Source organism: Bacillus sp. ISL-46 (assembly GCF_018613205.1).
Genome location: NZ_JAGGQR010000047.1, coordinates 72369 through 97899 on the forward strand (window position 1 = coordinate 72369; position 25531 = coordinate 97899).

21 protein-coding genes are annotated in these 25531 nt (G+C 45.1%); 3 read left to right on the plus strand and 18 right to left on the minus strand.

What is annotated here, in order from left to right; genetic code table 11:
• Nucleotides 1-186 precede the first annotated feature (186 nt).
• The 4 genes from J7E67_RS22265 to J7E67_RS22280 all read right to left on the minus strand — a co-directional run bounded on the left by J7E67_RS22265 (nt 187) and on the right by J7E67_RS22280 (nt 3924).
• Nucleotides 187-1473, minus strand: a complete 1287-nt coding sequence (locus J7E67_RS22265; RefSeq protein ID WP_168241299.1) for a UDP-N-acetylglucosamine 1-carboxyvinyltransferase — start codon at nt 1471-1473, stop codon at nt 187-189.
• Nucleotides 1474-1657: 184 nt separating this feature from the next.
• Entirely contained in the window at nt 1658-2308 is a 651-nt protein-coding gene (gene fsa / locus J7E67_RS22270) for a fructose-6-phosphate aldolase (protein ID WP_214711999.1), read from the minus strand.
• Nucleotides 2309-2447: 139 nt separating this feature from the next.
• A complete protein-coding gene (locus tag J7E67_RS22275; protein WP_214711998.1) occupies nt 2448-3305 on the minus strand; it encodes a class II fructose-bisphosphate aldolase in 858 nt (285 codons plus the stop codon).
• Nucleotides 3306-3552: 247 nt separating this feature from the next.
• On the minus strand, nt 3553-3924 hold the full coding sequence (locus J7E67_RS22280) for a response regulator (protein ID WP_066248710.1): 372 nt from the start codon (nt 3922-3924) through the stop codon (nt 3553-3555).
• Between the two features lie 170 nt (nt 3925-4094).
• Between J7E67_RS22280 and J7E67_RS22285 the strand changes: the two genes are divergently transcribed.
• The gene (locus tag J7E67_RS22285; protein ID WP_214711997.1) at nt 4095-4601 is read left to right on the plus strand and encodes a DUF2529 domain-containing protein; all 507 of its coding nucleotides are present in this window, start codon (nt 4095-4097) and stop codon (nt 4599-4601) included.
• A gap of 386 nt (nt 4602-4987) precedes the next feature.
• Here J7E67_RS22285 and J7E67_RS22290 read toward each other — a convergent pair whose 3' ends face one another.
• From J7E67_RS22290 to J7E67_RS22335, 10 genes are all read right to left on the minus strand, one after another.
• Nucleotides 4988-6583 (minus strand): CTP synthase, encoded by a 1596-nt coding sequence (locus J7E67_RS22290; protein WP_214711996.1) that lies wholly within the window; start codon nt 6581-6583, stop codon nt 4988-4990.
• Nucleotides 6584-6796: 213 nt separating this feature from the next.
• Entirely contained in the window at nt 6797-7381 is a 585-nt protein-coding gene (gene rpoE, locus J7E67_RS22295; protein WP_308160353.1) for a DNA-directed RNA polymerase subunit delta, read from the minus strand.
• 195 nt (nt 7382-7576) lie between these two features.
• On the minus strand, nt 7577-7774 hold the full coding sequence (locus tag J7E67_RS22300) for a hypothetical protein (protein WP_214711993.1): 198 nt from the start codon (nt 7772-7774) through the stop codon (nt 7577-7579).
• A gap of 150 nt (nt 7775-7924) precedes the next feature.
• Nucleotides 7925-11170 carry a fused isobutyryl-CoA mutase/GTPase IcmF gene (icmF, locus tag J7E67_RS22305; RefSeq protein WP_214732860.1) on the minus strand — a complete coding sequence of 1082 codons (3246 nt, stop codon included), beginning with the start codon at nt 11168-11170 and terminating at the stop codon, nt 7925-7927.
• A gap of 110 nt (nt 11171-11280) precedes the next feature.
• On the minus strand, nt 11281-11919 hold the full coding sequence (locus tag J7E67_RS22310; RefSeq protein ID WP_214712073.1) for a TetR/AcrR family transcriptional regulator: 639 nt from the start codon (nt 11917-11919) through the stop codon (nt 11281-11283).
• Nucleotides 11920-11934: 15 nt separating this feature from the next.
• Nucleotides 11935-13074, minus strand: coding sequence for an acyl-CoA dehydrogenase (locus J7E67_RS22315; RefSeq protein WP_214711990.1), 1140 nt, complete (start codon nt 13072-13074; stop codon nt 11935-11937).
• Nucleotides 13075-13175: 101 nt separating this feature from the next.
• On the minus strand, nt 13176-14306 hold the full coding sequence (locus J7E67_RS22320) for an acyl-CoA dehydrogenase (RefSeq protein WP_214712072.1): 1131 nt from the start codon (nt 14304-14306) through the stop codon (nt 13176-13178).
• A 76-nt stretch (nt 14307-14382) separates the two neighbouring features.
• Nucleotides 14383-15234: a 3-hydroxybutyryl-CoA dehydrogenase gene (locus J7E67_RS22325; protein ID WP_214712071.1), complete on the minus strand. Its 852-nt coding sequence runs from the start codon at nt 15232-15234 to the stop codon at nt 14383-14385.
• Nucleotides 15235-15687: 453 nt separating this feature from the next.
• Nucleotides 15688-16875: an acetyl-CoA C-acetyltransferase gene (locus J7E67_RS22330; protein WP_214732861.1), complete on the minus strand. Its 1188-nt coding sequence runs from the start codon at nt 16873-16875 to the stop codon at nt 15688-15690.
• 252 nt (nt 16876-17127) lie between these two features.
• Nucleotides 17128-19230, minus strand: coding sequence for a (Fe-S)-binding protein (locus J7E67_RS22335; protein WP_214711988.1), 2103 nt, complete (start codon nt 19228-19230; stop codon nt 17128-17130).
• 174 nt (nt 19231-19404) lie between these two features.
• On the opposite strand from J7E67_RS22335, the gene cls reads away from it, so the two are divergent.
• Together cls and uvsE are read left to right on the plus strand one after the other, a co-directional pair.
• Nucleotides 19405-20607: a cardiolipin synthase gene (gene cls, locus J7E67_RS22340; protein WP_214711987.1), complete on the plus strand. Its 1203-nt coding sequence runs from the start codon at nt 19405-19407 to the stop codon at nt 20605-20607.
• Between the two features lie 15 nt (nt 20608-20622).
• Entirely contained in the window at nt 20623-21579 is a 957-nt protein-coding gene (gene uvsE, locus J7E67_RS22345) for a UV DNA damage repair endonuclease UvsE (RefSeq protein WP_214711986.1), read from the plus strand.
• Between the two features lie 68 nt (nt 21580-21647).
• On the opposite strand, the gene J7E67_RS22350 is transcribed toward uvsE, so the two are convergent.
• From J7E67_RS22350 to speB, 4 genes are all read right to left on the minus strand, one after another.
• A complete protein-coding gene (locus J7E67_RS22350) occupies nt 21648-21827 on the minus strand; it encodes an H-type small acid-soluble spore protein (RefSeq protein WP_088084773.1) in 180 nt (59 codons plus the stop codon).
• A gap of 330 nt (nt 21828-22157) precedes the next feature.
• The gene (argS, locus tag J7E67_RS22355) at nt 22158-23828 is read right to left on the minus strand and encodes an arginine--tRNA ligase (protein ID WP_214711984.1); all 1671 of its coding nucleotides are present in this window, start codon (nt 23826-23828) and stop codon (nt 22158-22160) included.
• Nucleotides 23815-24219 (minus strand): YwiB family protein, encoded by a 405-nt coding sequence (locus J7E67_RS22360; protein WP_214712070.1) that lies wholly within the window; start codon nt 24217-24219, stop codon nt 23815-23817. Before J7E67_RS22360 ends, argS begins: the two co-directional genes overlap by 14 nt.
• Nucleotides 24220-24548: 329 nt before the next feature.
• Nucleotides 24549-25421 (minus strand): agmatinase, encoded by an 873-nt coding sequence (gene speB, locus J7E67_RS22365; RefSeq protein ID WP_214711983.1) that lies wholly within the window; start codon nt 25419-25421, stop codon nt 24549-24551.
• Nucleotides 25422-25531 lie beyond the last annotated feature (110 nt).

Below are 25531 nucleotides of genomic sequence, written 5' to 3' on the forward strand. Positions count from 1 at the left end.
CCGAACTTTGCTTTCTGTCTAGGCTACAGCGCTCAGCGGCTAAACCGGCGCTTCCGCTTTTCTATTGTCTAGCTCCAGCGCCTAGGGGCTCGGGGTCATAAGCCAATCCGTCAAAAAGGTCAAAAAGCAACCTTCACGCCGGCTCGTCTTATGCCTGTCGCCCCTGGGCAAGGCGATTCCGCTTTTCTATGTGTTCTTCATCTGTTCTACTTCTTCTTTTGTCAACGCTTCCCGCCAAATGGTTGCACCGAGTCCGTTTAATTTTCCGACAAGGTCACTATAGCCGCGGTCGATATGTTCAAGACCGGTTACTTCAGTAATTCCTTCGGCAATCAAACCGGCAATGACAAGAGCGGCTCCTGCCCTGAGATCGCTTGCCTTCACTTTGGCACCTTGAAGCTGAATCGGGCCATTTATGATGGCTGAGCGTCCTTCCACCTTGATATTGGCGTTCATTCTTCTTAGTTCATCGATATGCTTAAAGCGGGCACCGTAAATCGTGTCTGTCACAACACTTGAGCCGGCAGCTTTTGTCAGAAGTGTTGTAAACGGTTGCTGTAAATCGGTCGGAAACCCAGGATAAACAAGCGTTTTAATGTCGACAGCCTTTAATTTTGTTGACCCGTCAACAAACACTTGATCATCGCCGGATTCGACACGAACACCCATTTCGCGCAGTTTAGCAATTAATGATTCTAAATGCTGCGGGATGACGTTATCGATTAACACGCCTTCGCCCACCGCTGCGCCTAAAATCATATACGTGCCAGCTTCAATTCGGTCAGGAATAATGGTGTGGCGGCAGCCATGGAGTGATTCCACACCATCGATACGGATCACGTCGGTTCCTGCGCCTTTAATTTTCGCACCCATACTTGTTAGCAGCGTCGCCACATCAATGATTTCTGGCTCTTTCGCCGCATTTTCAATCACCGTCCGGCCTTTGGCCCGAACAGCCGCCAACATGATGTTAATCGTTGCTCCCACACTGACGACGTCAAGATAAATCCGTGCGCCGCGAAGCTCGTCCGCCCGTAAATAAATCGCACCTTGTTCATTGGTGATTTGGGCCCCAAGTGCTTCGAAACCTTTAATATGCTGATCAATCGGTCTTGGTCCTAAATGGCAGCCGCCAGGCAAGCCAATTACCGCCTTTTTAAACCGGCCGAGCATCGCACCCATTAAGTAATAAGAAGCACGGAGCTTTTTTACTTTCCCGTTTGGCAGGGGCATGGAAATCATCGTAGATGGGTCGACCGTCATATCGTTGTCAGAGAGCTGAACATTTCCGCCGATTTCTTCAAGAAGGTCCTTCAAGATTTCAACATCTGAAATGTCCGGCAATCCCTCAATTGTCACTGGTGATTCCGCTAAAATTGTTGCAGGAATTAACGCGACGGCACTGTTTTTTGCCCCGCTGATCCGTACAGTTCCCTTTAACGGATATCCACCCGCAATTTTAAGTTTTTCCATTTTCCGACTCCCTTCTAAGCCCTTGTAAGTCAATCGGTACGCATCCGCTTATTACTGAATGAGGCTCTAGGTATATTTTTCCATCATGAAAAGTCAAAATCCGACAGTTTGTCTATCCTTTAGTTTACACCAAAATTCTATTTTCATGTATGGCAATGAAAAATTTTTTCATAAAACTGGAAATTTATGCCTCTGTACGAGCTTTCCAGTCTGTTAGGAAGCCTTCAATGCCCTTATCTGTTAATGGATGATGGAATAATCCCATTAATACTTTGTATGGAATGGTTGCAATATGAGCGCCTCTTAATGCGGCTTCTGTCACGTGAACTGGATTACGAATGGAGGCTGCAATGATTTCTGATTCAATGCCATGCACGTTGAAGATTTCTGAAATTGTTGAAATTAGGTCTAAGCCATTTTGGCCGATATCATCTAATCTGCCGAGGAATGGAGAAACATAGCTTGCACCAGCTCTTGCAGCTAGTAAGGCTTGGTTCGCACTGAAAATGAGGGTCACGTTTGTTTTGATTCCGTCTTGCGCAAAAGCATGAGTCGCCTTTAAACCATCTGGAGTCATCGGAACTTTCACAGTAATATTAGGAGCAATCGCTGCAAGTTCTCTACCTTCACGGATCATGCCTTCTGCATCAAGGGCAATGACTTCCGCACTTACTGAACCCGGAACAAGGGCAGCAATTTCTTTGATACGTTCATGAAAAGAAACACCTTTTTCTCTAGCAACTAATGATGGGTTGGTAGTTACCCCTGCTAATAAGCCTAAGTCATGCGCTTCGCGGATCTCTTCTAAATTGGCCGTATCAATAAAAAATTTCATCGTTTCTCCTCCATTTTTTCGACTAAATTTTCAGTTTTCTTATACAGACTGAAACCGCCCTTTGGTAAGGACGGTTTTCATTTTATCATAAATTGGAACAAATAAGAAATCGACATTGTTCCCGTTTTTCAGAATTGTCTTACGCTCTGCCTGAAGAACCGAATTCGCGAATTTTGCCAATAACGGTTGCTTTGATGGCATCACGAGCTGGTCCTAAATATTTACGTGGATCGTATTCTTCAGGTTTAGCAGCTAATGATTCACGAACAGCTTTTGCAGAAGCGATTTGATTTTCTGTATTCACATTGATTTTTGCTGTTCCAAGTGAAACAGATTTTTGGATATCCTTTAATGGGATACCAGTTCCGCCGTGAAGGACTAATGGAAGACCTGTAATCTTGCCGATTTCTTCCATTTCAGTGAAACCAAGGTTTGGTTCACCTTTGTAAGGACCGTGAACAGAACCTAATGCAGGTGCAAGGCAGTCGATACCTGTGCGTTTTACAAGTTCTTCACATTCTTTTGGATCTGCGTAAATGACGCCTTCAGCGATAACATCGTCTTCTTGGCCGCCAACAGTTCCTAATTCCGCTTCAACAGAAACACCTTTTGAATGAGCATAGTCAACTACTTTAGAAGTAATTTCGATATTTTCTTCAAATGGGTGGTGAGAAGCATCGATCATAACAGATGTGAAGCCTGCATCAATCGCTTCTTTACATTTTTCAAAGCTTGAACCGTGGTCAAGGTGAATGGCCACTGGTACTGTCACTTTCAAGTCTTCCATTAAGCCTTCAACCATTTTCACAACGGTTTTGAAGCCGGACATATAACGGGCAGCACCTTCAGATACCCCAAGGATAACTGGTGAATTTTCAGCTTGTGCAGCTTGAAGAATGGCTTGTGTAAATTCTAGGTTATTTAAGTTAAATTGCCCAACCGCATATCCTTCTGCTTTTGCTTTGATGAGCATTTCTTTCATTGAAACTAATGGCATTTCTCTTCCTCCTTAGTTTAGGTCGCTATCTTTTTCAAAAATGGGCCTTCCATATTAAGGTTTTCCCTCAATTTTACGGATTATGTATTACTGAAAAAGATAACCAACCAGTGAAAAGTTCATATGTATCATATCAAACCAAGGTTCGAAATGCCATTAAAAAGACAGAGTTTTATAAACTTTCATAATGAAAGCGCGTCCATTTAACTATTCCCACAGTTCTTATGTTTTTTATAAAAAAATGACGTTAATTCATCTTTTGAGGGATGTGTTTTCGAACAGCTGCACGAATATCATCAATGTCAAAAGGCTTGGCAAAATGAGTGATCGCGCCAAGGTCCTTCGCTTCTTGAATCATATCCAACTCGCCATAAGCAGTCATGATAATGACGCGAATGTCCGGATCGATTACTTTCATTCTTTTTAAAATCTCGATTCCGTCCATTCCAGGAATTTTCATATCCAATAGGACAAGGTCGGGGTCATGCTTTGTTACAATTTCAAGGGCCTGAATGCCATTGGCAGCCTGAAAGGTCTGATACCCTTCTTTTTGAAACACTTCATTTAGCAGGATTCGAATGCCAAACTGATCATCAACGATTAAAATTTTCTCTTTCATAACTCCACCTCTTCCTTATTTTTAAATTGCTTTTTTATTATCCCTATATCTCTCACTTGTTATATTTCTCGCTGAAAGAGAAATTCTCCTGCAGAAATTTTGATATTTTTCTTTTATTTTTGCAGTGGCGAAAAAATGCTTATAATAAGAGGGTGAATAGGAGGGTTTTTATGTTAAAAATGTTTACTACTCAATTAACCGGTCTGTTGAAGCGGATTGAGGAAAAAGAGGAATATTCCTTTGAAGATGGTGCCCGCTTGCTTGCGCAAGGGCCGATATATATTTTTGCCACGAAGGAAATGAAAGCGGTTGAGTTTGAAGCTTTGGAGGGTGCCGAACCGTTAAAGGGCGTGAAGGTGTTTAAGCGTGTCGGGGAGCTAACTGACTCTGATCGGGTGCTGATTTTCTCGCGGTATTCAAGTGATGAAGACGCCATGGAGGTGGCCGCTCAACTTCAGGAAAAGGCGATTCCTTTTGTGGCTGTTTCCACGGCTGTACCGGAGGGTGGAAAATTGCAAGAGTTGGCTGATCTCCATATCGATTTACGGCTGACGAAAGGCCTCCTCCCCGATGATTTTGGAAACCGTTATGGATATCCGTCATCGATGGCAGCATTATTCGTTTATTTCGGCTTGAAATTTACCATTAAAGAGATTTTAGCAGAGTATGAGGAGTAAAACGGGGTGAATAACCCTGTTTTTTTATTGCCCTTGATTATTTCCCGGGGGGTTAGGAGGTCAAAAATATAGACTTTTGGCTTTTGTGCCATTTCGGGGTGATTTTGTGCCAATTCCAGGTGGTTTTGTGCATTTTTGGCATGCTTTTGTGCCATTTCCAAAGGGTTTTGTGCCATTTTGAAGTAGTTTTGTGTAATTAGACAATAAATGGAAATTACCCACACAATTATAATACCACTTTTACAAAAATTCCCTATATATATTTCACTGCGAGTTTCCTTTTTATAAAAATCACCTTTGTATAACCTGACACAAATACCCTTTTTATAAAAACCCAAAGATAAAAAAACAGGACCAGCAAACTAAACTGGTCCTGACCACATAACTTATTTTTGAATCGTTGCTTTAATAAAGTCACGGAACAAGGGCTGTGGACGTGTTGGTCTAGAGACGAATTCCGGATGGAATTGCGACGCTACAAACCACGGATGGTCCTTCAGTTCCACAATCTCCACTAAACGGCCGTCCGGACTTGTCCCAGAGAACACAAAGCCGCGAGCTTCCATGTCTTGACGATAATGATTGTTAAACTCATAACGATGGCGGTGGCGCTCATAAATAACCTCTTCTTCATACGCTTCAAACGCCTTCGAGCCCTCAACAATACGCGCAGGATAAAGACCTAAACGCAGCGTGCCGCCCAAATCCTCAACATCCTTCTGCTCTGGAAGCAAATCAATAATCGGATGAGCTGTATCCGCATCAAATTCTGCAGAATGCGCACCTTGAAGTCCAAGCACATTGCGGGCAAATTCAATCGTTGCCAGCTGCATTCCTAAACAAATGCCAAGGAATGGCTTCTTCACTTCACGAGCATAGCGAGTCGCTTCAATTTTCCCTTCAATCCCGCGGTCACCAAAGCCGCCCGGAACAAGGACACCGTCGACATCATTCAATAACTCAGCCACATTTTCACGTGTAACCTCTTCGGCATTAATCCATTTAATTTCAACATCGGTATCAAACGCATAACCGGCATGTTTCATCGCTTCCACGACAGAAATATAGGCATCCTGAAGCTCAACATATTTTCCGACAAGACCAATGCGCGTCTTATTCGAAAGGTTAATGACGCGGTCAACGAGTGCTTTCCACTCCGTCATATCCGCTTCGTTCGTAACTAATTTCAAATGATCGCAGACGATTTGGTCCATATTTTGATCTTGAAGCGCTAGTGGAATCGAATAAAGCGTATCGGCATCGCGACATTCGATTACAGCTTTTGCATCAATATCGCAGAACAAGGCAATTTTATCCTTCATATCCTGTGAAACCGGCATTTCCGTACGCACGACAATAATGTTTGGCTGAATACCAAGGCTGCGAAGCTCTTTCACACTGTGCTGGGTCGGCTTGGTTTTCATTTCACCCGCTGCTTTAATATACGGAATCAGCGTACAGTGAATGTACATCACATTTTCCGAGCCGATATCACTCTTGATTTGGCGAATTGCCTCAAGGAATGGAAGTGATTCAATATCGCCTACCGTTCCGCCGATCTCCGTAATCACGACATCGGCATTCGTTTCTTTACCGGCGCGGAAGCAGCGCTCCTTAATTTCATTGGTGATATGTGGAATAACCTGTACGGTTGCACCCAAATAATCACCGCGGCGCTCTTTCCGTAAAACCGTCGAATAAATTTTTCCGGTTGTTACATTGCTGTACTTGTTTAAGTTGATGTCAATAAAACGCTCATAGTGACCTAAGTCCAAATCGGTTTCAGCGCCATCACCGGTAACGAATACTTCACCGTGCTGGTACGGACTCATTGTTCCAGGGTCGACGTTAATGTAAGGGTCGAATTTTTGAATGGTTACATTCACGCCCCGATTTTTCAATAAGCGCCCTAAAGATGCTGCTGTAATTCCTTTTCCTAGTGATGAAACCACACCACCAGTTACAAAAATATATTTTGTCATAAATATTTCCCCCTCTTATACAGTTTGTACATTATTCAGTTTGTTTAAGGGTTTTTGTAAAAAAATATTTTCCTTACGCCCGAAAAAATTTGGAACAATAAAAAACGCTCTCCTACTCTTGGTAGGGAGCGTATTATAAGTAAATAACGTATCGTCCTTTTTTAAGGAGCCCAAAAGTGATTCTACAAGGGCATGCAAAAAAAGTCAAGTTGATTAATCTTTTTCTACTTCTTCCTCATCATCGAATACTTCTTCTTCCTCAAGATCATCATCGAGGTCTTCGTCTTCTTCATCAAGGTCAATCTCGAGCTCATCCTCGATCACATCATCATCATCGTCTTCGTCAAACTCATCTACTTCGTCGATATCAAGATCATCCTCATCGTCAAGGAGATCATCTTCATCATCAAAGTCATCAAAATCATCTTCAATTTCTTCCACTTCATCGATTTCATCGAAATCTTCTTCGTCGACAACCTTCTTCGCCTTTTTCTTCTTAGGCTTCACAACGGTGACAACTTCTTCCTCAGCAGTATCAACTGGATACCAAACGCGAAGTCCCCAGCGGTTACTTCCTAATGAAAGGAAACGGCCATCTACATTTATGTCAGTGTAAAATTGTGCAAGTCTTGATTGAATTTCTTGCTCAGTAATCCCCGATGCCTTCTTAATTTCTTTTAATAGATCACTAAAGGCAATCGGCTCCTTACTATTTTTCAAAAATTCAAAAGCCATTTCCATAAGGGAAAACTCTTTTAATTCCTCTTTTGAGTATTGTGCTAAACTCAATATGGGCACTTCCTTTCTCTATTTAACACTCTTAAATGAGTGATTAACGGACATAGCAATAAGGTTGATTAATATAAACTTGAGAATTCTCCAGCTCCAGCAACTAGCGTACTTCGCTAACGGGCGCTTCCGTTTTTCTCTTAAAAATACATATTCTTCATTATAAACAAATTCTTCCGGTTTATGCTAGTGCTAGTCGTTGTTTCACTTGAATTTTTGCGGATGAGCCTTTTCACTATCCGTTTTCTTGGCTTGCTTCTGCTTTTTCATCTCCTTAATAGATATCACTAGAAAGAAGATTGCTAGCAGCAGGAACGAAATCGCGCCTAACTGACGTTGATAGAGATAATTTAATGGCCAGGCACAAACAATTAAAACCACCAATATATGACTTACCTTCATTTGCTCACCTGCCCAAAACCCTCGGAGTATGTACGCTAAATCGATTATATAAGATTAACGCAAATATTAATATCTCATAAAAAAAGTTTTATTACAAAAATTGGTGTCAGGCACCATGTGAAACATTCACATGGTGCCTGACACCGTACTCTACATATTTCGTCGATATTGTCCGCCCACTTCGTACAAGGCTCTCGTGATTTGCCCAAGGCTGGCTACTTTAACGGTTTCCATTAATTCGGCAAAAATATTGCCATTGTTGACGGCGGCCTCTTTTAAGCGCTTCAATGCTGCCCCTGAAGCATCTGCATGACTTTCCTGGAAGGCACGTAAATTGACGATCTGCAGTTCCTTCTCTTCGTAGGATGCGCGCGCTATTTCCATATTGTTGACATCTTCCGCTGACGGAGGATTCGGGTTCAAATACGTATTCACACCGATAATCGGTAATTCGCCGGTATGCTTTTTCATTTCATAGTACATCGATTCATCTTGAATTTTACCGCGCTGATACTGTGTTTCCATCGAACCAAGCACACCGCCGCGGTCATTCAAACGCTCAAACTCTTGTAGTACCGCTTCCTCGACCAGATCCGTTAGCTCCTCGACAATAAACGAACCTTGCAACGGATTTTCATTTTTCGCTAAACCATGTTCTTTGGTAATAATCATCTGAATCGCCATCGCCCGGCGTACTGATTCTTCCGTCGGCGTCGTAATGGCTTCATCATATGCATTTGTATGAAGCGAATTACAGTTATCCTGCAGGGCCATTAATGCCTGCAGTGTCGTCCGGATATCATTAAAGTCAATTTCCTGCGCATGGAGCGAACGGCCAGACGTCTGGACATGGTACTTTAATTTTTGGCTGCGCTCGTTGGCGCCGTATTTATTGCGCATCACCGTTGCCCAAATTCGTCGTGCGACACGGCCAATCACCGTATATTCTGGATCCAAGCCATTCGAGAAAAAGAACGATAAGTTCGGGGCAAAATCATCAATGTTCATGCCGCGGCTTAAATAGTATTCCACATACGTAAACCCATTTGACAATGTAAACGCCAGCTGCGAAATCGGATTCGCACCGGCTTCCGCAATATGATAGCCCGAAATCGACACTGAATAATAATTGCGGACTAGATGTTCGATGAAATATTGCTGAATATCACCCATCATCCTTAGAGCAAACTCGGTTGAAAAAATACATGTATTTTGTCCTTGGTCTTCTTTTAAAATATCGGCCTGCACCGTACCGCGCACCGTCCGTAACGTATAGGCCCGTACCTCCGCATACTCCTCAACCGTTAACACACGGCCAAGTTCCGCTTCCTTCCGCTGCACCTGCTGGTCGATCGCTGTATTCATAAACATCGCTAAAATAATCGGTGCTGGTCCATTAATCGTCATCGAAACCGATGTCGACGGATGGCACAGGTCAAAACCGGCATATAGCTTTTTCATATCATTTAGAGTACAAACATTGACGCCGCTCTCCCCGATTTTCCCGAAAATATCCGGGCGGTAATCCGGGTCTTCACCGTAAAGCGTCACAGAGTCAAACGCGGTACTTAACCGTTTCGCCTCATCATCCTTCGATAAATAATGGAAGCGGCGATTCGTCCGCTCCGGTGTCCCCTCGCCAGCAAACTGCCGTTTCGGATCTTCCCCCTCACGCTTGAACGGGAATACCCCCGCCGTATACGGGAACGAACCCGGCACATTTTCCTGGTAGACCCAGCGCAGAATTTCACCATAATCCTTATACCTCGGAAGCACCACTTTCGGAATGTCGAGTCCTGAAAGGCTTTTCGCTTTTAACACCGTGATAATCTCTTTATCACGAATCCTTGTCACAAACTTATCGGCAGAATAGTCCGCCTTTGTCTGTGCCCACGAATCAAGAATTTTCCGTGATTCTGGTGTCAGACGCGCCTCGGTTTCTTGCTTCACCACTTCTAAAGCAGCAATCGCCGCCGCAGCGCTTACCGCTTCGATCGCCCCTTCTAACTGAAATAACTTCCGGGCAATATTCGCCTGTTCTTCAGCTTTCTTATGATAACCGCGCACCGTTTCGGATATTTCACGTAAATAATAACGACGGTCGGTTGGGATAATCACATTTTGCTTCTCCACAAGGGCATTTTTACTAAAAGAAGTCACCCAGCCCGTGCCCATTTTGTCATTAATTTTTTCAATCAAGGCCGCGAACAATGCATTCGTGCCCAGGTCATTGAACTGGCTCGCAATCGTTCCATAAACCGGCATATCATCGATGTCTTTTTCAAACAGCATATGGCTCCGCTGGTACTGCTTTTGCACCTGACGCCTCGCATCCTCCGAGCCCTTGCGCTCAAACTTATTAATGACAATCAGGTCAGCAAAATCAATCATATCAATCTTTTCAAGCTGGGACGGCGCTCCAAATTCACTCGTCATCACGTACAAGGAAACATCGCAAATCTCCGTGATTTCCGCATCCCCCTGGCCAATCCCGCTCGTTTCGACAATCACGAGGTCAAAGCCAGCAGCCTTCGTTACGGCAACCGCATCGCTGATCGCCAGTGATAATTCACTTTTCGAATGCCTTGTCGCCAGACTGCGCATATACACATTCGGCGAAAAAATCGCATTCATGCGGATCCGGTCCCCTAACAGCGCACCGCCCGTCTTTTGCTTGGTTGGATCCACCGACAGAATCGCCACCTTTTTATCCGGCAATTCATTAATAAAGCGGCGGATCAATTCATCGGTCAAGGAACTTTTTCCGGCTCCGCCCGTACCCGTGATTCCGACGACTGGAATCCGCTTCTCCAGTGACTTTACTTGGTCAAGCACCTGCTCAACCGTTGCCGCCGCCTCGTTCCGTTTATCAACATGAAGTTCTGCCAAGGTGATCAACTTCGCCACCGCATTCACATCACCCGTCGGAAGCTTCTCCATTTGTTCAGCCACATCCAGCGGAACCGTCGCAAAATCGCACTCCTCCATCATCCGGTCAATCATCCCTTGAAGCCCTAACTTCCGGCCATCTTCCGGTGAAAAAATCCACGCAATCCCGTACTCATGCAGCTCATTTATTTCCCGCGGGATAATCACACCGCCGCCGCCGCCATAAATGCGGATGTTCGGCGCCCCTTTTTCCTTCAGTAAATCGTACATATATTTAAAGTATTCAACATGACCGCCTTGATACGAAGAAATCGCAATCCCCTGCACATCCTCCTGAATCGCCGCGTTCACAACCTCCTCAACCGAGCGATTATGGCCAAGATGAATGACCTCGGCCCCGCTTGCCTGAAGAATACGCCTCATAATATTGATGGAAGCATCATGCCCGTCAAACAAACTCGAAGCCGTGACAAAGCGAATATGATGCTTCGGCTGATAATTCCCCATCGTAGTCCTCCTTTTAAACTATTTTTATAAAAATAAACGCATCTACTTTTAGCCGTTTCAAAACATTTTATAAAAATGAACTCCATTCACTGTTCGCCATACGTCTAGCATTACGACCTTGCTTGTGTGGACGAATGAATGCCGTGAAATAATTGATCGGTTTGCAGTTCAATGTATTCATCAAGTGTATATAATTTTTGCAGCGCCCAGCGGCGGAACGCCCACATTTGGCCCTCAACAATAATGTTATGGGAAATCAATTCGATCTGCTTTTCTGATAACTGCAGCTCGCCATTGTCGACGCACCTTGTGATCAAGCTCTCAAACATCGCCGCCATTTCCATTTCTTTTTTCAGTACATAGGGAAGGGCATCCTTCGTCAGCGATTTGGCTTCTTGATACATGACAAGAACCTCATCCTGCATCTCATCAATCACTCGGAAATAATGACGGACACCCATCTTCAGGCTCAAAAGCGTGCCCTTTTTCTGCTCGAGATCCTGCTCGAGGCGCTCGCGAACATGATCATAGATACTGTCGCATACGAGATAAAGGACGTCTTCCTTGGAGCGGATGTACTCATAAAGTGTCCCGATGCTAAAACCGGCCGCTTTCGCGATTTCCCTTGTTGTCGTCCGATGAAATCCCTTTTCCTTAAAAAGGCTGACGGCCCCTTTGATCATTTGATCACGCCTTTTCTGAACCAGGCGTTCATCCTTTACAGAAGCCAGTACTTCCCGCTTTTTCATCATGCTCTAACCGCCTTATTTCGTGATCATCCGTGAGATAACGAGGCGTTGAATTTCTTGCGTTCCCTCGTAAATTTGCGTGATTTTTGCATCGCGCATAAATCGCTCAACAGGATAATCCTTTGTATAGCCATACCCGCCAAAAACTTGTACGGCCTCGGTTGTTACCTTCATCGCTGTATCGCCAGCAAATAACTTGGACATCGCTGACTCCTTGCCGTACGGCAGACCTTGTGACTCCAGCCATGCGGCTTGATAGGTTAATAATCTCGATGCCTCAATCCCGGTTGCCATATCCGCCAGCTTAAAGCCGATTCCTTGATTGGCGACGATTGGTTTACCAAATTGATGGCGTTCCTTTGCATAATCCACGGCAGCATCGAGCGCCCCTTGAGCAATTCCCACGGCTTGCGCAGCGATGCCGTTGCGGCCGCCATCAAGCGTCTGCATTGCAATTTTAAAGCCTTCGCCTTCTGCGCCGAGTCGATTGGCAACAGGAACCTTGCAATCTTCAAAAATAATTTCTGTTGTTGGTGAGGAACGAATGCCGAGTTTCTTTTCCTTTTTTCCAACCGAGAAGCCTGGGAAGTCGCTCTCGATAATAAACGCGGTCGTTCCTCTTTGTTTACTTGTTGGATCGGTTAGTGCAAACACGACATAAATGTCGGCCACGCCGCCGTTTGTAATAAAGATTTTCGAACCATTGAGGACATAGTGATCTCCTTCTAGGCGTGCGGTTGTTCTCATCCCGCCTGCATCTGAACCGCTGCCCGGCTCTGTTAAGCCGTACGCGCCAATTTTGGTTCCTTCTGCCAATGGGCGCAGATAGGTTTGCTTTTGCTCCTCACTGCCAAATTTATAAATCGGCCAGCCGGCTAGAGAAGTATGGGCGGAGAGCATCACGCCTGTCGATGCATCAACACGCGACAGCTCCTCAACGGCAATACAGTAAGCAAGATAATCGCTGCCAATCCCGCCGTATTCTTCCGGCCACGGAATCCCGGTTAAGCCAAGCTCCGCCATTTTGTCAAAAATCTCGCGGTCAAAGCGCTCTTCCTCATCCCGCTCTGCGGCGGTCGGTGCTACTTCATTGCGCGCAAAATCCCGTACCATTTTCCGGATCATTTCATGTTCTTCAGAAAGTTTAAAGTTCATTTCAAGTCCCCCTATTTGGATGAATATATATTAAAAGATTAAGATTTGAACTTAGATTACTGTCTAGCTCCAGCGCCTGGGCAAGGCGCTTCCGCTTTTCTTTAAAGATGCTTACTAATCACAATCCGTTGAATTTCACTCGTGCCTTCATAAATTTCGGTTATTTTCGCGTCACGGAAATAGCGTTCAACCGGATAATCTTCGGTATAGCCGTAACCGCCAAATACTTGGATCGCTTCGGTTGTTACCTCGACCGCTGTTTTGGTCGCGAACAATTTCGCCATCGACGCCTCCAAGGTACATTTCAACCCATGAGTTCGTAAATAAGCAGCCCGATAGACTAATAGTTTTGCCGCTTCGACACTTGTCGCCATGTCGGCTAGTTTGAAACCAATCCCTTGTTGGCGGGCGATCGGCTTGCCAAATTGCTGGCGGTCTTGGGCATAGGTGGTTGCGGCTGACAGTGCGGCCTCCGCAATCCCCAGTGCTTGGGTCGCAATTCCGATGCGGCCGACATCCAGGTTCGCCATGGCGATTTTAAAGCCTTCGCCTTCGACGCCGAGAAGGTTCTCTGCTGGAACTTGCATGTCCTCGAACGTGAGCTGGACAGTTCTCGAACCATGTAAGCCCATTTTCTTCTCATCCTTACCGACGATAAAGCCAGGGGTATTTTTTTCAACAATAAACGCAGAAATACCCTTGCTGCCCTGTTCCGGATTCGTTTTGGCAAAAACAATATAGACATCGGCCTCGCCGCCGTTCGTAATGAACACCTTTGAGCCATTGATGACGTAATGATCACCCTTCTTGACCGCACGGGATTTTAAGCTGGCGGCATCGGAACCGGAACTTGGCTCGGTTAAGCAAAAAGCACCAAGGTATTCCCCTGAAGCAAGCTTCGGCACATACTTCTTTTTCTGTTCTTCTGAGCCGAAATAGACGATCGGGTTGGTGCAGACCGAGGTATGGACTGATAGAATCACTCCCACCGTCGCACTTACCTTGGAAAGCTCATGAATCGCTAGGATATAGGAGGTGAAGTCCATCGCGGCTCCACCGTATTTTTCAGGTACAGGAATTCCCATCAGGCCAAGTTCGCCCATTTTGCGGAGGATTTCGCGCGGGAATTCGCCTCTTTCCATCTTTTCAATAAACGGTGCAATTTCGCTGTTGGCAAAATCGCGAACCATTTTTCGCATCATTTCTTGCTCTTCGGTGAATGAAAGATTCATGGTGGTCTCCCCTTTGGAGGAATCTAATATCGTGGTACTCATCATCATCACGACCCCTTTTTCGAAGAAACTATGTTTATTGGTATGTATAAAAACCGCGTCCTGTTTTCTTGCCGAGCCAGCCTGCTTTCACATATTTGCGGAGGAGCGGGCAGGGACGGTATTTGTCGTCACCAAAGCCTTGGTGAAGCGTTTCCATAATGTACAAGCATGTATCTAAGCCGATAAAATCCGCTAAGGTTAACGGTCCCATGGGGTGGTTCATGCCGAGTTTCATGACTTCGTCGATCGCTTCCTTCGTAGCCACGCCCTCGTAAAGCGTATAAATGGCTTCATTGATCATTGGCATCAGAATTCGGTTCGAGACAAAACCAGGGAAATCATTGACTTCAACCGGTACCTTGCTTAAGGTTTTAGTCATATCTTCAATAACTTGGTACACTTCGTCAGCAGTCGCAAGACCGCGGATGATTTCGACGAGCTTCATGACTGGAACTGGGTTCATGAAGTGCATGCCGATGACTTTTTCCGGACGCTTGGTTGCCGCCGCAATTTCGGTGATTGGCAGTGATGAGGTATTGCTTGCTAGTATCGTATGTGCTGGGGTAATGTCATCGAGTTGGGCAAAGATTTTTGTTTTGATGTCCATATTTTCAACGGCAGCCTCGATGACAAGATCGACGTCACTGGCATCATTTAGGTCGGTTGAAGTGGTAATGTTGCTGAGAACTTCCTGTTTTTGCTCTTTGGTTAAGCGCCCTTTGTCAACGTTCCGTGTTAGTATTTTATTGATACCTGCTAAGCCACGTTCCACCAATTCCGGTTTTAGATCATTTAAGATGACCGTGTATCCCGCTTGGGCACAAACTTGAGCAATCCCTGAGCCCATTTGTCCTGCACCGATCACCATAAGCTTTGAAATCTTCATTTTTTCCCCTCCGAAGTAAGGCCGGAACAAGTCCGACCTAGATTTTTTATGTTTTTGTCTATTTTTACATCGGTTTTGTGTTATTTTAAGAGTACTTTTGAGTCATCTCAGGTGCTTTTTGTTTTTTCAAACAAGCTTTTGTACCATCTCAGGTGTTTTGTGTTTTTTCAAACAAGCTTTTGTACCATCTCAGGTGTTTTGTGTTTTTTCAAACAAGCTTTTCGAGTTATCTCAGGTGTTTTGTACGAGTTTCTAGGTGTTTTGTGCCATTCCGACAAGGTTTTGTGCCATTTCCCGATGGTTTTGTGCCATTTTTGAATGGTTTTGTGCCAAAATTCAACTGTTTTGTGCAATTAGACATTATTTGGAAAAAACTAACTCCAAAAGTTAGCTTTTAGGAACCCTCCGTTGAACACGACTCCTATTAATCAAATTAAAATCTCACCCTAGAGATCAGCCCTTCGGAACCTCGATCATCACGGCATCCCCTTGGCCGCCGCCGCTGCAAATTGCAGCAATCCCAATTCCGCCGCCGCGGCGCTTTAATTCATGCATTAACGTAAGGATAATGCGCGCCCCGCTGGCACCAATCGGATGACCTAAGGCAACCGCACCGCCATTGACATTGACTTTTTCTGGATCTAGCCCAGCAATTTTCCCGCTCACTAAGGCAACTGCAGCGAAGGCCTCATTGATTTCAAATAAATCTATTTCCGCCAACGTTTTCCCTGTTTTTCGTAACAACTCATTAATAACAAGTCCCGGTGTTTTCGGGAAATCCTTCGCTTCCACAGCGACCGCCGCATGGCCGATAATCACAGCTTCCGCCTGCCTGCCTTCACGAATTGCACGCTCTTCACTCATTAACACGAGGGCTGCTGCTCCGTCGTTGACTCCTGGGGCATTTCCAGCTGTAATCGTGCCGGTTGAATTAAATACTGGTGCTAATTTAGATAACCGTTCAATCGATGTGTCTTTACGCGGTGATTCATCATTCTCCACAACAAGTGGTGCACCCTTTCGTTGTGGAACCTCAACCGATACGATTTCTTCCGCAAATTTCCCGCTCTCCATTGCAGCAATCGCGCGCTTGTGGCTTCGCAATGCCCACTCGTCCTGTGCTTCCCGGCTAATTTCCATATCGGCAGCCGCTACGTTGCCGTAAGTGCCCATGTGAGCGCCGGTAAAGCTGCAGGTTAACCCATCATGAATCATTAAATCTTTGACCTGCGCGTCACCCATTCGGAAGCCCCAGCGTGCTTTTGGTAAAACATATGGTGCATTGCTCATCGATTCCATTCCGCCTGCAACAATCACTTCTTCATCGCCAGCACGGATGATTTGGTCTGCCAAGGTGACACTGCGCATCCCAGACGCACAAACCTTATTGATCGTTTCGGTTTTCACTTCCCACGGTAATCCGGCGTGATGCACTGCTTGGCGCGATGGAATCTGCCCCTGTCCCCCTTGTAAAACAGTTCCAAGAATGACTTCCTGTACGTCTTCAGGCTTCATTTCAGCACGAACTAATGCCTCTTTTACGGCAATTCCCCCTAGTTGGGAGGCAGTAAAGCTGCTTAATGTTCCCCCTAATTTTCCAAAAGGCGTTCTAACCCCGCTTAAAATGACCGTTCTTCCCATTCAAAACACTCTCCCTTTTCTTAATATTCAGTCAAACTTTTGTAAAAAAAATCGCGGCGACTGAACGCTCGCTCGGGTAGGAACCAAAAAAGAAACGCAGGCTCCTGCTTTTTTCAAAAAATGTTAATGTAAGCGTTTTTATCCATATACTTTATTCTACATAAAAAAGAGCAGAAGTTGAATTGTTTTACACGAAATTTTAAAAATTTTATGAATATGTAAACAAATCGAACTCCTGCTCCCCATTAAAAACTAAGCCACTTCCCCGCAAACCGCTTTTTCAAGCAGCTCGGCCACATCGTAAGTCGAAACCTTTTCTTCCACTTCTTTTGCCTTCGTACCATCTGACAGCATCGTTAAGCAATACGGACAGCCTGAACTGATCACCGACGGATTAACTGCCAGGGCCTGCTCGGTCCTAGCCACGTTAATGCGGTGTCCGGTTTCTTCCTCCATCCACATCAAACCGCCGCCAGCACCACAGCACATCGCCTTCTCTCTGTTCCGCTCCATTTCAATCAACTTCACGCCCGGAATAGATTTAAGAATCTCACGTGGTGCATCATAGACATCATTGTAACGGCCTAAGTAACAAGAATCATGGAAAGTGATCGTTTCATCGACCGAGTGTTTCGGCACGAGCTTGCCATCGCGAACTAACTCATAAAGAACCTCGGTATGATGGAACACTTCGACATCCTTTAAGCCAAAATCAGGGTATTCATTTTTGAAAATATTATAAGCATGCGGGTCAATCGTGACGATTTTCTTGACCTCTGCTTTTTCAAATTCCTCAATATTCTTCGCTGCCAGGTCTTGGAACAAGAATTCATTGCCGAGACGACGTGGTGTGTCACCAGAATTTTTCTCTTTGTTGCCAAGAATCGCAAATTTCACGCCTGCTTCGTTCAGCAGCTTCGCAAACGATAAGGCAATCTTTTGGCTGCGGCTATCGTAAGAGCCCATGGCGCCTACCCAGAAAAGGTATTCAAATTCTTCGCCGGCTTTATTCATCTCTTTCACAGTTGGCACATGAACATCTTCGCGGGCCTCGCGCCAAGTTTCACGTTCCTTTCGGTTCAAGCCCCATGGATTGCCTTGGCGTTCAATATTCGTCATCGCACGCTGGGCATCCGCATCCAATTTCCCTTCGGTTAAAACCAAATAACGGCGCAAGTCAATAATTTTATCGACATGCTCATTCATGACTGGACATTGGTCTTCACAATTCCGGCACGTTGTACATGCCCAAATTTCTTCTTCGGTAATGACATCGCCAATCAAGCTTGGGCTATAAGCAAGGGTAGCAGCGGATTCCTGTGCGCCTTGACCTGCAGATGCAAGCGCCAGTTGATTTCCCTTTGTATTCGCAAATGCAATCGTTGGCACCCACGGCTGTTTCGAGGTAACCACAGCACCGTGATTCGTCAAGTGGTCACGAAGTTTGACAATTAAGTCCATCGGTGACAGCATTTTACCTGTTCCCGTTGCCGGACACATATTCGTACAGCGGCCGCATTCAACACAAGCATAAAAATCGATCATTTGGTGCTGCGTAAAGTCTTCTATTTTTCCAACCCCAAACGTTTCTTGGGATTCATCTTCAAAATCAACTTTTTTCAACTTTCCTGGTTTATCTAACCGGTTAAAATAAACATTCGCTGGTCCCGCAATTAAGTGGGCATGCTTGGACTGCGGTACGTATACTAAAAACGTTAACAGGAACAATAGGTGTGCCCACCAAGCGATGTAGAAAATTACAATGGAGGCGGTTTCATTTATCCCTGAAAAGATCAGCGAAATCGTCGAGGCTACCGGTTCTGTCCATGAAGCCTCTTCCCCGTGCCAGATCAGACCCATTCCGTTACCAAGTAAAACAGAAAGCATTAAACCACCAATAAATATAAGGACAAGACCGGATTTGAAGTTCCGCTTTAGGCGGACTAATTTTTCCACATAGCGGCGATAAAAAGCCCAAATGACAGCCACTAAGATCATCAGTGTGACAAGCTCTTGGAAAAAAGTGAACCCTGCATAAAGAGGTCCAAGCGGCAAATGTGCCCCAGGTTTAATCCCTTTGATAATAAAATCAATCGCGCCAAATTGGACCAGAATAAAGCCGTAGAAGAACATGACGTGCATGATCCCGCTTTTCTTATCCTTCAGCAGTTTCTTTTGGCCAAACACATTGACCCAAATTTTTTGAAGCCGCTCTTTCACATTGTTATCAAACTCAACCTTTTTCCCGAGTTTAATAAATTCAATTCGGGTTTTGACGACATACACAAACAGACTGACTGCGTAAGCGGTTACAGCGAGAAATGCAATCAGGTTGACCCAGAGTAAACCATTCATACAAATGCCCCTTTCCGATAACTTCTAGAAAATAATTAATTTTCAGAATCTACACTTAACTCTATTATATTATGAATGAGCATTCAGTCAAATAGTTTTTGAAAAGTTTCTCTAACTTATAGAAATGAACGCTTTCGGAAAAACTAACAAAACTGATTGGAGGAAAGAATTCTGATGACGTTTGCACTCTTTTCGAGCGTAGTCCTATTTTTCATCATTCTATGGCTTGTATTAGATTTTATCTTAGGTAAAAGGAAGCATCTTTCCATTGTCAGTCGAAGAGAAACAGCCATCATACATGGAAATTTTGATATTTTCACCCACGGAAAGAAGTTATTCGCCGACTATTTCCATGAACTGCGGAACGCGAAAAAGCATATTCATGTGCTATTTTATATTGTTAAAGACGATGCGATTAGTCAGGAGTTTTTCTCTATTTTAAAAGAAAAGGCACGGGCCGGGGTCGAAGTTCGGCTTCTTATTGACCGGCTTGGCAGCTGGAAGGTGAAGAAGGCGGCTGTTAAGGCGTTGCAGAAGGCGGGAGTTCGATTTGCTTTTAGCAATACAATCAAGCTTCCCTTCCTTTTTTATTCTTCGCAGATTCGGAATCACCGCAAGGTCACGATTATTGACGGGGAAATTGGGTATCTCGGCGGTTTTAACGTAGGGAAGGAATATATTGACGAAGAGCCTTCCTTGGGGATCTGGCGCGATTACCATTTAAAAATCACCGGCCAGAGCGTTAATTTTTTGCAAAGTGAGTTTCTGTTTGATTGGCACGAGTATGCGGGGGAAGATATCATGGGGAATCCGGCCTATTTTCCGACCCTGGCTGATGGTCCTGTCCGCCATCAGTTTGTTCCAACGGAAGCCAATCAATTAGAGCAAAATTATCTTCGTCTGATTCAAAAAGCAACCCATTCGATGATCATTGGCACTCCATACTTTATTCCATGTCCTAAGATTTTGGCCGAGTTACTTGAAGCCATAAAACGAGGGGTTCAGCTTTCCATCATCGTCCCGTATACCGCTGACCATCTGCTTGTCCAAGAGGCTTCGTTCCGTTATTTACGGAAGCTGATTCGAGCGGGGGCGGCAGTGTATCAATATAAAAAGGGTTTTTACCATGCCAAAACAATCGTCATTGATGACAAACTCTGCGATATCGGCACCGCCAATTTTGATAAACGAAGCATGTATTTAAACAAGGAAATCAATTGCTATATTTATGACCCAGCCTTTATCGAGCGCTTGATGGATATTCTCAAAAAGGACATCGATGACTCAGAACCTCTGACATTAGCTGAACTTAACAAACCGAACCCTGTCCGCACCATCAAAGAAGGCATTGCTGCGGCCGTTTCCTATTTTTTATAAAAAAGGAGTTTGTCTATGAAGATTCGGTTTGGGTATGTTTCACATGCGATTAGCTTATGGGATGCTTCGCCCGCTAAAACGCTGACATTTACTCGCTATCAGCAGTTAAGCCCCGAGGAACGGCAGGAAAAATTGCTTGATGTGACAAAGCAAAATCTGGACCACACCCTCAGGATGCTCTACTACAATATTGCTCATCAACTTGAATTGTATCGAATGTCTAGTTCGATTGTCCCGCTAGCGACCCATCCCGAAGTGAACTGGGACTTTGTGACCCCCTTTCGCTTGGTGTGGCAGGAAATAGGTGAACTGGTTAAAAGGAAAGGGCTGAGGGTGAGTTTTCATCCGAATCAATTTACCTTGTTTACCTCATCGCAAACGAAAATTACCGACAATGCCGTGATCGACATGAGCTACCATTATCGAATGTTTGAAGCGATGGGACTGGAGCAGGAAGGACTGATTAATATCCATATCGGTGGTGCTTATGGTGATAAACGGGAAACTTTACCACGATTCCATCAAAACTTAACCAAGCTGCCAGCGCCGATTAAACGCGTGATGACGCTGGAAAATGATGATAAAACGTATAATGCTGAAGAAACGTTAGCCGCCTGTGAAAAGGAAACGATACCATTTGTATTCGATTATCATCACCATATCGCCAATCTGTGTGAAACCGCACTTGAGGATTTGCTGCCGAGGATTTTTCAGACGTGGAAGCATGCACACCACATCCCGAAGGTACATATTTCCTCCCCCAAAAACGAAAAGGAATTCCGCTCCCACGCTGATTTTGTTGACCCTGAATTTATCATGCCTTTTTTGAAAATGCTACGCGAAGTCGGTGTGGATATTGATTTCATGATTGAGGCCAAAGCAAAGGATCAAGCCGCTCTGAAATTAATCGAAGATCTCAGCCGGATCCGCGGCTTTAAACGGGTCAGCGGCGGTGCTGTTGAGGTGAAATAGACTAGCCGCTGGGTCCTTGGGCTAGACACAATAGAAAAAAGTCTTCGAACGACTTCGAAGACTCTTTTCTATTCCTCAATTAAGTTTAAAACAGGAACTTCCCGTTCATTATCGGGGTCCGTTCTTGAGTATATTCGCGCCACTTGTGTGGCCTCATCGACATGTTGAATGATCACAGGCGTCCCCTCGTAAGTGACATTAAACATATCGGCAGATTCGACGATTTCCTTTGCTCTTCCCACATTCATCCGCTTCATCCACTCCTCGCTCAAAGTTCCCTACTAGTATTTGCCTTTTATTAGGTAATATTCATAAATATGGACAAGTTTACCCAGATAAATTTTTCCTGTTTTTCAAGTTACTGTCAGGTTTTGATCCTTTACTGTCCAGTTTACTTAGTTTACTGTCCAACTCTCCGATTTATTGTCGACTTTAATCAACTTACTGTCCACTTTTTCCAGTTTACTGTCCATTATTAAAAGTTTACTGTCCACTCCTCATAATTCCGAATATTCACACAACAATAACAACATCCACAATAAAAAAAGCCCCCTTAACCATGTAAGGGAGCTGAGAAATTACATTTTTTCCGGAGCAGAAACGCCAATCAACGCCAGCGCATTACGGAGTGTAATCTGCACCGCTCGCACCAACGCGAGGCGCGCCTTAGTGCGCTCTACATTATCAAGGTCGAGCACCTTTTCCGCATTATAAAAACTGTGGAACGTCGACGCTAAATCAAAGATATAGTTCGTAATCCGGTGCGGGACGCGCTTCTGTGCGGCCTCGCCAACAGCCAACGGGAACTCACCAAGCTTCTTCAATAAATCCATTTCCTTTTCCGATGCCACTAACGAAAAATCTGCATCCGCATCAACGCGAACACCCTGCTCCTCACCCGAACGCAGAATACTAGAAATCCGTGCATGGGCATAATGAGCATAATAAACCGGATTTTCATTCGACTCCGACACAGCTAAATCCAAATCAAAATCCATATGTGTATCCGAGCTGCGCATCGCAAAGAAATAACGCGTCGCATCGAGGCCGACCTCATCAACCAAATCACGCATCGTGACCGCTTTCCCGGTCCGTTTACTCATCTTCATCTTCTCGCCATTTTTATAAAGGTGAACCAACTGAATGATTTCCACCTCAAGCGCCTCGCGGCTAAACCCGAGCGCCTGAATCGCCGCCTTCATCCTTGGAATATAGCCATGGTGATCCGCACCCCAAATATTAATCAACTTCTCAAAACCGCGGCCCAACTTGTCCTTATGGTAAGCAATATCCGGCGTCAAATACGTATACGATCCATCCTGCTTAATTAACACACGGTCCTTGTCATCGCCGAAATCGGTCGAGCGGAGCCAAGTCGCACCGTCTTCCTCATACACATAACCGCTCGCCCGCAATGCGGCCAACGCCTCATCAATTTTTCCATTTTTATAAAGAGACGTTTCCGAGTACCACACATCAAAGCCAACGCGGAAATCCTCAAGGTCCTGCTTCAACTTCGCCATTTCATATTTCAGACCGTACTCACGGAAAAATTCCTGGCGCTTTTCAACGGAAACATGCACATACTTGTCTCCAAATTCTTCAGCCAAAGTTTTCCCAATGCCAATAATATCAGCACCATGGTAGCCGCCCTCCGGCATTTCTTTTTCCAAACCAAGTGCCTGGAAATACCGTGCTTCCACCGACAGTGCCAGATTATTAATCTGGTTCCCAGCGTCATTAATATAGTACTCACGCGAAACATCATAGCCCGCTTTGTCCAAAATGTTACATAACGAATCGCCGACCGCTGCACCGCGGGCATGACCCAGGTGCAAGTCACCCGTTGGATTGGCAGACACGAACTCCACCATTATTTTCTCGTTGCCGCCAACCGTGGTCTCACCGTACCGCTCACCAGCCTTTAGAACAGTCGGAATCAGCTCCGTTAAATAACTATTATTCATATAAAAATTAATAAACCCCGGCCCCGCCAGTTCAATTTTTTCAATCGAAGCCTTTGAGCGGTCTATATTCTCAATCAATGCTTCCGCAATCACTCTTGGCGCCTTCTTCGCAACACGAGTCAGCTGCATCGCCATATTCGTCGAATAATCACCGTGCACCTTCTCCTTCGGCGTTTCAAGAACAACAGCAGGAATCTGCTCCTCCGTTGCCAGACCCGCCTTCAGCACCGCCGCGCGAATCTCTTCCTTTAACTTACTTTGAACTTGTTCAACTATGTTCATGTTTATCCTCCTGAAAGGTAATTTCCAAATGGTATGTACCGGCATGCGAGCCCTGCATCGTAAAATCATAAAGGATATCAATCAAGCCATCCGAATGCTCAATCCACTTTGCCAGCGTCATCGTCTCAAAGGTACCAAACGGCATTTCATAACTGCCGCGCAGCTTCTTGTGCAAGCGAAACGGCAAACGCATCTTCACCGCACCACCGCGCAAAATCAGCGCCTCATCCCCAGCCACCTTCACAATCGTCCGAACATTGCCCTCATCCTGCACCTCTTCATACTTAAGAAACGAGGCCCCATCTTTTTGCAGATAACGGCCAAACACCGCCAGCTCATAGACTTCCTTGCCCCCATGCTGATGAATCGTCGTTTTCACATTAATTTTCATAGGAATTTCCGTACTAGACAAACGAAATCGCACTTCCTTTTTTCTTTTTTAAAAAGGAACTCAGTAACACTCTTTGGAATGGTTCTAGTCCTAGTAATTGACTTAACTGCGCTATTGCATACTTTTTCTATTATAAACATTGATGGGGAACAAATCAAAAAATGCCCGCCCTCAAAAAGGGTCAGGCAACTTAAATTTGAAAATTGTCTAGCTCCAGCGCCTAGGCGCTCGGGGTCATAAGCCAATCCGTCAAGAAGGTTAAAGAGCAACCTTCTCGCCGGCTCGTCTTATGCCTGTCGCCCCTGGGCAAGGCGCTTCCGCTTTTCTATTTATTTCACCCAGCCAAGCAGCATTTCACGAATTAACTTGCTCGCTGTATTGGCTGTTTGCTCGGAAGGGTCGTAGATTGGCGCAACCTCAACCAGGTCCCCGCCGACAACGTTCACTTCAGAACGGGCAATCGCATGAATAGAGGCAAGCAGCTCTTTTGAAGTGATCCCGCCGCAATCAACCGTACCTGTGCCAGGTGCATGCGCTGGATCAAGGACATCGATGTCAATCGTGACATAGACCGGACGTCCGGCAAGTGTCGGCAGGATTTCTTTTAATGGCTCAAGCACTTCGAACTTCGAAATATGCATCCCGTTTTGCTTCGCCCACTCAAACTCTTCCTTCATCCCTGAACGGATTCCGAACGAATATACGTTACTCGGCCCAATATGTTCCGCAATTTTGCGGATCGGGGTCGAGTGCGACAACGGTTCGCCTTCATATTGCTCACGTAAATCGGTGTGGGCATCAAAATGGATAATCGCTAGATCCGGATACTTTTTATACATAGCTTTCATGACCGGCCAAGAGACCAGATGCTCGCCGCCCATGCCTAGCGGGAACTTGCCGGCAGCAAGGACTTGGTCAACAAAATCTTCAATGATGTCAATGCTCTTTTGTGGATTCCCGAATGGTAGCGGAATATCGCCTGCATCGTAGTACTTAATATCTTCCAGCTCCCGGTCAAGATAAGCGCTATACTCCTCTAAACCAATCGACACCTCACGGATACGGGCCGGACCAAACCGTGACCCCGGACGATAACTAACCGTCCAATCCATCGGCATCCCGTACAGAACAACCTGACTCTCCTCAAAATTTGGATGACTCTTAATAAATACATTCCCTGAATAAGCCTCATCAAAACGCATCTTGTATCCTCACTTTCTATGTAACAACTCTTTAGGTATAGATAAACCTTCTATGTGACCGGAAGCTCTCTTTTGCTTCGATTTCGGTTACGTAGAACCTCTCTACGTGA

What these genes read in the sequence shown, in the direction of transcription:
- J7E67_RS22265 (WP_168241299.1), bottom strand. Translation starts at nt 1,473, where the DNA reads ATGGAAAAACTTAAAATTGCGGGTGGATATCCGTTAAAGGGAACTGTA.
- fsa (WP_214711999.1), bottom strand. Translation starts at nt 2,308, where the DNA reads ATGAAATTTTTTATTGATACGGCCAATTTAGAAGAGATCCGCGAAGCG.
- J7E67_RS22275 (WP_214711998.1), bottom strand. Translation starts at nt 3,305, where the DNA reads ATGCCATTAGTTTCAATGAAAGAAATGCTCATCAAAGCAAAAGCAGAA.
- J7E67_RS22280 (WP_066248710.1), bottom strand. Translation starts at nt 3,924, where the DNA reads ATGAAAGAGAAAATTTTAATCGTTGATGATCAGTTTGGCATTCGAATC.
- J7E67_RS22285 (WP_214711997.1), top strand. Translation starts at nt 4,095, where the DNA reads ATGTTAAAAATGTTTACTACTCAATTAACCGGTCTGTTGAAGCGGATT.
- J7E67_RS22290 (WP_214711996.1), bottom strand. Translation starts at nt 6,583, where the DNA reads ATGACAAAATATATTTTTGTAACTGGTGGTGTGGTTTCATCACTAGGA.
- J7E67_RS22300 (WP_214711993.1), bottom strand. Translation starts at nt 7,774, where the DNA reads ATGAAGGTAAGTCATATATTGGTGGTTTTAATTGTTTGTGCCTGGCCA.
- icmF (WP_214732860.1), bottom strand. Translation starts at nt 11,170, where the DNA reads ATGGGGAATTATCAGCCGAAGCATCATATTCGCTTTGTCACGGCTTCG.
- J7E67_RS22310 (WP_214712073.1), bottom strand. Translation starts at nt 11,919, where the DNA reads ATGAAAAAGCGGGAAGTACTGGCTTCTGTAAAGGATGAACGCCTGGTT.
- J7E67_RS22315 (WP_214711990.1), bottom strand. Translation starts at nt 13,074, where the DNA reads ATGAACTTTAAACTTTCTGAAGAACATGAAATGATCCGGAAAATGGTA.
- J7E67_RS22320 (WP_214712072.1), bottom strand. Translation starts at nt 14,306, where the DNA reads ATGAATCTTTCATTCACCGAAGAGCAAGAAATGATGCGAAAAATGGTT.
- J7E67_RS22325 (WP_214712071.1), bottom strand. Translation starts at nt 15,234, where the DNA reads ATGAAGATTTCAAAGCTTATGGTGATCGGTGCAGGACAAATGGGCTCA.
- J7E67_RS22330 (WP_214732861.1), bottom strand. Translation starts at nt 16,875, where the DNA reads ATGGGAAGAACGGTCATTTTAAGCGGGGTTAGAACGCCTTTTGGAAAA.
- J7E67_RS22335 (WP_214711988.1), bottom strand. Translation starts at nt 19,230, where the DNA reads ATGAATGGTTTACTCTGGGTCAACCTGATTGCATTTCTCGCTGTAACC.
- cls (WP_214711987.1), top strand. Translation starts at nt 19,405, where the DNA reads ATGACGTTTGCACTCTTTTCGAGCGTAGTCCTATTTTTCATCATTCTA.
- uvsE (WP_214711986.1), top strand. Translation starts at nt 20,623, where the DNA reads ATGAAGATTCGGTTTGGGTATGTTTCACATGCGATTAGCTTATGGGAT.
- J7E67_RS22350 (WP_088084773.1), bottom strand. Translation starts at nt 21,827, where the DNA reads ATGAATGTGGGAAGAGCAAAGGAAATCGTCGAATCTGCCGATATGTTT.
- argS (WP_214711984.1), bottom strand. Translation starts at nt 23,828, where the DNA reads ATGAACATAGTTGAACAAGTTCAAAGTAAGTTAAAGGAAGAGATTCGC.
- J7E67_RS22360 (WP_214712070.1), bottom strand. Translation starts at nt 24,219, where the DNA reads ATGAAAATTAATGTGAAAACGACGATTCATCAGCATGGGGGCAAGGAA.
- speB (WP_214711983.1), bottom strand. Translation starts at nt 25,421, where the DNA reads ATGCGTTTTGATGAGGCTTATTCAGGGAATGTATTTATTAAGAGTCAT.